Source organism: Streptomyces sp. NPDC059874 (assembly GCF_042731135.1).
Taxonomy (GTDB): Bacteria; Actinomycetota; Actinomycetes; order Streptomycetales; family Streptomycetaceae; genus Streptomyces.
This window is the reverse complement of record NZ_JBHWJY010000164.1, coordinates 1-5,288: the sequence shown is the minus strand read 5'-3', so window position 1 is coordinate 5,288 and position 5,288 is coordinate 1. Positions and strand designations below refer to the sequence as shown.

Annotated in this window: 5 protein-coding genes; all 5 read left to right on the top strand. The window is 72.0% G+C overall.

Annotated elements, in window-relative coordinates; translation table 11 throughout:
- The first annotated feature begins 94 nt into the window (after window positions 1-94).
- Genes hsaA through ACFV9H_RS41055 form a run of 5 tightly spaced genes read left to right on the top strand, consistent with a single transcriptional unit; the run spans window position 95 to window position 5,150 of the window.
- Entirely contained in the window at window positions 95-1,264 is a 1,170-nt protein-coding gene (gene hsaA / locus ACFV9H_RS41075; protein WP_385409065.1) for a 3-hydroxy-9,10-secoandrosta-1,3,5(10)-triene-9,17-dione monooxygenase oxygenase subunit, read from the top strand.
- A complete protein-coding gene (gene hsaD / locus ACFV9H_RS41070) occupies window positions 1,264-2,112 on the top strand; it encodes a 4,5:9,10-diseco-3-hydroxy-5,9,17-trioxoandrosta-1(10),2-diene-4-oate hydrolase (protein WP_385409063.1) in 849 nt (282 codons plus the stop codon). Before hsaA ends, hsaD begins: the two co-directional genes overlap by 1 nt.
- Window positions 2,113-2,122: 10 nt before the next feature.
- Window positions 2,123-3,016, top strand: a complete 894-nt coding sequence (locus ACFV9H_RS41065; protein ID WP_385409061.1) for a VOC family protein — start codon at window positions 2,123-2,125, stop codon at window positions 3,014-3,016.
- Window positions 3,004-3,492, top strand: a complete 489-nt coding sequence (locus ACFV9H_RS41060) for a flavin reductase family protein (RefSeq protein ID WP_385409059.1) — start codon at window positions 3,004-3,006, stop codon at window positions 3,490-3,492. The genes ACFV9H_RS41065 and ACFV9H_RS41060 overlap by 13 nt, the downstream gene beginning before the upstream one ends.
- Complete coding sequence (locus tag ACFV9H_RS41055; protein WP_385409057.1) at window positions 3,489-5,150, top strand: FAD-dependent oxidoreductase; 1,662 nt, start codon at window positions 3,489-3,491, stop codon at window positions 5,148-5,150. The genes ACFV9H_RS41060 and ACFV9H_RS41055 overlap by 4 nt, the downstream gene beginning before the upstream one ends.
- Window positions 5,151-5,288: the final 138 nt, after the last annotated feature.

Sequence of the window (5,288 nt, the reverse complement as noted above, 5' to 3'; positions counted from 1 at the left end):
CCGGGACATCAGAGGCATGACAGACCCCGTACTCGAACAGCCCGGACGGACAAACCTTCTGATCCGGAACTGCTAGGAAGGAATTAGGGACACCATGAGCGACGAAGACGTCCTCGACGCAGTCCGCGACCTCGCCCCGGCCCTGCGCGAACGCGCCGCCGAGGCGGAGGCCCAGCGCAAGGTCCCCGAGGCGAGCATCAAAGAACTCGCCGACACCGGCTTCTTCCGCCTCCTCCAGCCCAAGGCCCACGGCGGCCGCGCCGCGAACCCCGCCGTCTTCTACGCCGCCGTCAAGGAGATAGCCAAGGCCTGCGGCTCCACCGGCTGGGTCGCCTCCGTCGTCGGCGTCCACCCCTGGCACGTCGCCCTCTACGACGCCCGCGCCCAGGAAGAGGTCTGGGGCGCCGACCCCGACACCCGCATCTGCTCCTCGTACGCCCCCACCGGCAAGGTCACCCCCGTCGACGGAGGATTCACCGTCAGCGGCCGCTGGCACTTCTCCTCCGGCTGCGACCACGCCGACTGGGCCCTGCTCGGCGGGCTCGTCACCGACGCCGAGGGCCGGCCCGTGGACATGCGCACCTTCCTCGTCCCGCGCTCCCAGTACCGCATCGACGAGGTCTGGGACACCGTCGGCCTGCGCGGCTCCGGCTCCAACGACATCACCCTGGACCAGGTGTTCGTCCCCGAGCACCGCGCCCTGAGCTTCGGCCCCGTCACCGCCCTGAAGGTCCCCGGCCACCAGGTCAACCCCGAGCCGCTCTACCGGCTCCCGTACGCCTCCGTCTTCACCACCACCATCTCCACCCCGATCGTCGGCATCGCCGAAGGCGCCTACGAGGACTACGTCGCCGCGACCCGCGAGCGCTTCCGCATCTCCTACGGCCAGCAGGTCGCCGAGGACCCCTTCGCGCAGGTCCGCATCGCCCGCGCCGCGAGCGACATCGACGCCTCCTGGCTCCAGCTCAAGCGCAACATCGCCCAGCTGTACGCCCTCGCCGCGAGCGGCGAGGAACTGCCGATGCCGCTGCGCACCCGGGCCCGCCGCGACCAGGTCCTGGCCACCGAGCGCTGCGTCGCCGCCGTCGACCTCCTCATGGAGAACGCGGGCGGCAGCGCCATGCGCACCGGCCCGAACCCCGTCCAGCGGGCCTGGCGCGACGTCCACACCGGCCGCGGCCACGCCGCCAACGACCCCGAGCGGGCCCTCGTCCTCTTCGGCCAGGGCGCCCTCGGACTCGACATCCAGGACACGATGCTCTGATGATCACTTACGAGAGCACCTCGCGCACCGTCAAGGCCGGCGGCCTGAACCTCCACCACCACGAGGCCGGCCCGGCCGACGGCCCCGTCGTGATCCTGTTGCACGGCGGCGGCCCCGGCGCCTCCGCCTGGTCCAACTTCGGCCGCAACCTGCCCCACTTCGCCGAGCACTTCCGCACCCTGCTCGTCGACCAGCCCTGCTTCGGCAAGTCCGACAAGCCCGAGCTCGACAAGGACTTCTTCAGCTTCGCCGCCGACGCCACCGCCGCCCTCATGGACGAACTGGGCATCGAAAAGGCCCACTTCATCGGCAACTCGCTCGGCGGCGGCACCGCCACCCGCATCGCGCTCGACCACCCCGACAAGGTGGACAAGCTGCTACTCATGGGCCCCGGCGGGATCTCCCTCAACCTCTTCTCGGCCGATCCGACCGAAGGCATCAAGCGGCTCTTCGAGTTCGCCGGCTCCGCCGAGCCCACCCGGGACCGGATGCGCGCCTTCCTCACCACCCTCGTCCACGACCCGGCGCTCGTCACCGACGAACTCGTGGAAGAGCGCTACACCCAGGCCACCGACCCCGAAGCCGCCCTCGGCAACGCCCGGATGGCAGCCGCCTTCGCCAAGTGGCCCCAGGACACCATGCTCTGGCGCGAGGCACACCGCATCACCTGCCCCGTACTGCTGACCTGGGGCCGCGAGGACCGGGTCAACCCCGTCGACGGGGCCTTCGTCGCACTCAAGGCCATCCCCGACGCCCGCCTCCACGTCTTCCCGCGCTGCGGCCACTGGGCGCAGACCGAGGCCGCCGCCGAATTCAACCGTCTCGCCACCGCCTTCTTCCTGCACTAGGAGCCCTCACATGGACATCCGCGCACTCGGATACCTCCGCATCGAGACCGCCGACCTCGCCGCGTGGCGTACCTACGTCCTCGACGTCCTCGGCATGACCGAGGCCCAGGGCTCCACGGACACGCAGCTGAACGTCCGCATCGACGACCGCATCCACCGCTTCCAGTTCGTCGCAGGCGCCCAGGACCGGCTGCTCGCCGCCGGCTTCGAGGTCGCGAACGCCCGCGGCCTGGAGGACGCCGCCGCCGAGCTGGAGGCCGCCGGATACGCCGTCAAGGAGGGCGACGCCGCCACCCTCGCCGACCGGCGCGTGCGGGGCCTGGTCCACTGCGAGGACCCCAGCGGAAACCCGCTGGAGCTCTACTGGGGCCAGGCACAGGACCACACCCCGCTCGCCGCCCCGTACGGGAACCGCTTCGTCACCGGCGAACTCGGCCTCGGCCACGTCGTCCTCCCGGCACCCGACACCGAGGCCACCCTCGACTTCTACGAGAACCTCCTCGGCTTCCAGCTGCGCGACTCGATGAAGCTGCCCCCCGTCGCGGTCCCCACCGGCGCCCCCGGCAAGGACTTCCACTGGATGCACTTCCTCAGCCCCAACCGCCGCCACCACAGCCTCGGCCTCTACCCGGGCGCGCTGCCCCCCGGCATCGTCCACTTCATGGTCGAGCTGGAGCGCCTCGACGACGTCGGCTACTGCCTGGACCGGATGAACCAGGCGGGCATCCCCATCGCCTCCACCCTCGGCCGGCACTCCAACGACCACATGGTCTCCTTCTACGCGCAGGCCCCCGGCGGCTTCCAGGTCGAGTACGGCTGGGACGGGCTGATCGTCGACCCGGCCACCTGGACGGCGAAGGAGATCACCGCGGACAGCTTCTGGGGCCACCAGTGGAACGGCTGATCGACCCGGCCTCGTTCCGCGAGGTGCTCGGAGCCTTCGCCTCCGGGATCACCGTCGTCGCGGCCGTCGGGGAAGACGGCCGCCCGGCGGGCCTGGCCTGCCAGTCCTTCGCCTCCCTGTCCCTGGACCCGCCGCTGGTGCTGCTGTGCGTGGGGAAGTCCTCCTCCAGCTGGCCCGCCGTCCGGGCCGCCGGCCGGTTCGGGGTCAGCATCCTCGCCGCGGAACAGCGGGAGGTGTGCGAGGCCCTCGGCCGCCGCGGCGGCGAGAAGTTCGACGGCGTCGAGTGGGAGCTCTCCGAGCACGGCGCCGTCCGCATCGCCGGGGCGCTCGCCACCGTCGACTGCGCCCTCGAAGAGGTCCACGAGGCCGGCGACCACTACCTCGTCACCGCCCGGATCCTCGAACCGGCCGCCCGCGACGGCGGATCGCCCCTGCTGTACTTCCGCAGCGACTACGCCACCGGAGCCTTCGAATGAGCGACCAGCCCGAGCACGACTACGACGTGGTCGTGGTGGGATCCGGCGCCGCCGGCCTCGCCGCCGCCGTCACCGCCCGACTGCGCGGCCTGACCGCCCTCGTCGTCGAGAAGACCGACAAGTACGGCGGCTCCACCGCCCTGTCGGGCGGCGCGATCTGGGTCCCCGGCAACCTCCACCTCGACCGGGCCGGCCTCGCCGACACCTACGACAAGGCCCGCGCCTACCTCGACGCCACCGTCGGCGACCGGGTCCCCGCCGCCCGCAAGGACGCCTACCTCGCCCACGGGCCGCGCATGGTCAAGGAGTTCCACGACCGCACCGACATCCGCTTCATGTACACCCCCGGCTACTCGGACTACTTCCCCGAGGCTCAGGGCGGCATGGCGCAGGGCCGCTCCATCGAGCCGTGCATCGTGGACTTCAAGCAGCTGGGCGCACTGCGCCACGACATGCGCCGGGCGGGCCTGCCCACGTACGGGCTGACCATGACCTCGTACGACTTCCGGTTCCTCAACATGGTCAGCCGCACCTGGGCGGGCAAGAAGGTGTCCCTGAAGGTCGGGGCGCGCGCGGTGAAGGCCCTGGCCACCGGCCGCACCCTGCTCTCCCTCGGCGAGGCGCTGGTCGCCCGCATGCGGCTCTCCCTGCACCGGCTCGGCGGCGACCTGTGGCTGTCGGCGCCGCTGACCGGCCTGGTCACCGACCCGGCCGGCCGGGTGACGGGCGTACGGGTCGCCAGGGCCGGACGCGAGGTGACCGTACGGGCCCGGGGCGGGGTGGTACTGGCCTCAGGAGGCTTCTCGCACGACCAGGAGCTGCGGGAGAAGCACCTTCCGCAGCCCACCTGCGCGGCCTGGACGCATGCCTCGGAGGGGCAGACCGGCGACGCCCTGCGGCTGGTCGCGGAACTGGGGGCCGCGACCGACCTGCTCGACAAGGTGTGGGGCGCGCCCTCGGTGTGCCCGCCCGGCGAGAAGCCGTTCTTCCTCGTCGCCGACCGGGGCATCCCGGGCATGGTCATCGTCAACGAGGCGGGGGAGCGGTACGCCAACGAGGCCGCGCCGTACCACGCGTTCGTGGACCGGATGTACGCGGCCGACCGCCACGACGCCAGGACCGTGCCGTCCTGGCTGATCCTCGACGCCCGCTCCAAGGCCCGGTACGTCTTCGCCGGCCTCTTCCCCGGCCAGCCCTTCCCCAAGCGGTGGCTGGAGAGCGGCTTCCTGAAGAAGGCCGACAGCGTGGAGGAGCTCGCCCGGCAGATCGCGGCGCCCGCACTGCCCGCCGCGATCCGCCGCTTCAACGGCTTCGCCGAGGGCGGCGTCGACGAGGACTTCGGGCGGGGGCAGAGCGTCTACGACCGCTACTACGGCGACCCGACGCTGCCCAATCCGAACCTGGCGCCGATCGACAAGGGCCCCTTCTACGCCGTCCCCGTGCACCCGGGGGACATCGGCACCAAGGGCGGCCTGGTCACCGACGGGGACGGCCGGGTGCTGCGCGAGGACGGGGCCGTCATCGCGGGCCTGTACGCCTCCGGGAACTGCTCGGCGGCGGTGATGGGGGAGACCTACCCCGGCCCGGGCGCGACGATCGGCCCGGCCATGGCCTTCGGCTGGGCGGCGGTCAACGCGATCGCGGCTGAGACCGCCTAGGCCCTGTCGTCAAATTCCCGTCGTCGCCCGAAGGGCGGCCCCCCGGCGTCTGGTGCGTGCTCTCGGCGTGCCGGGCGGAAGCCCTTGTACTGGACGTACTTGGGCTTTCGCCCGGTGCGGCGAGAGTGCGTGCCAGGC

Coding starts and splice junctions, on each gene's coding strand:
- ACFV9H_RS41055 (WP_385409057.1), top strand. CDS start 3,489: ATGAGCGACCAGCCCGAGCACGACTACGACGTGGTCGTGGTGGGATCC.
- hsaD (WP_385409063.1), top strand. CDS start 1,264: ATGATCACTTACGAGAGCACCTCGCGCACCGTCAAGGCCGGCGGCCTG.
- hsaA (WP_385409065.1), top strand. CDS start 95: ATGAGCGACGAAGACGTCCTCGACGCAGTCCGCGACCTCGCCCCGGCC.
- ACFV9H_RS41065 (WP_385409061.1), top strand. CDS start 2,123: ATGGACATCCGCGCACTCGGATACCTCCGCATCGAGACCGCCGACCTC.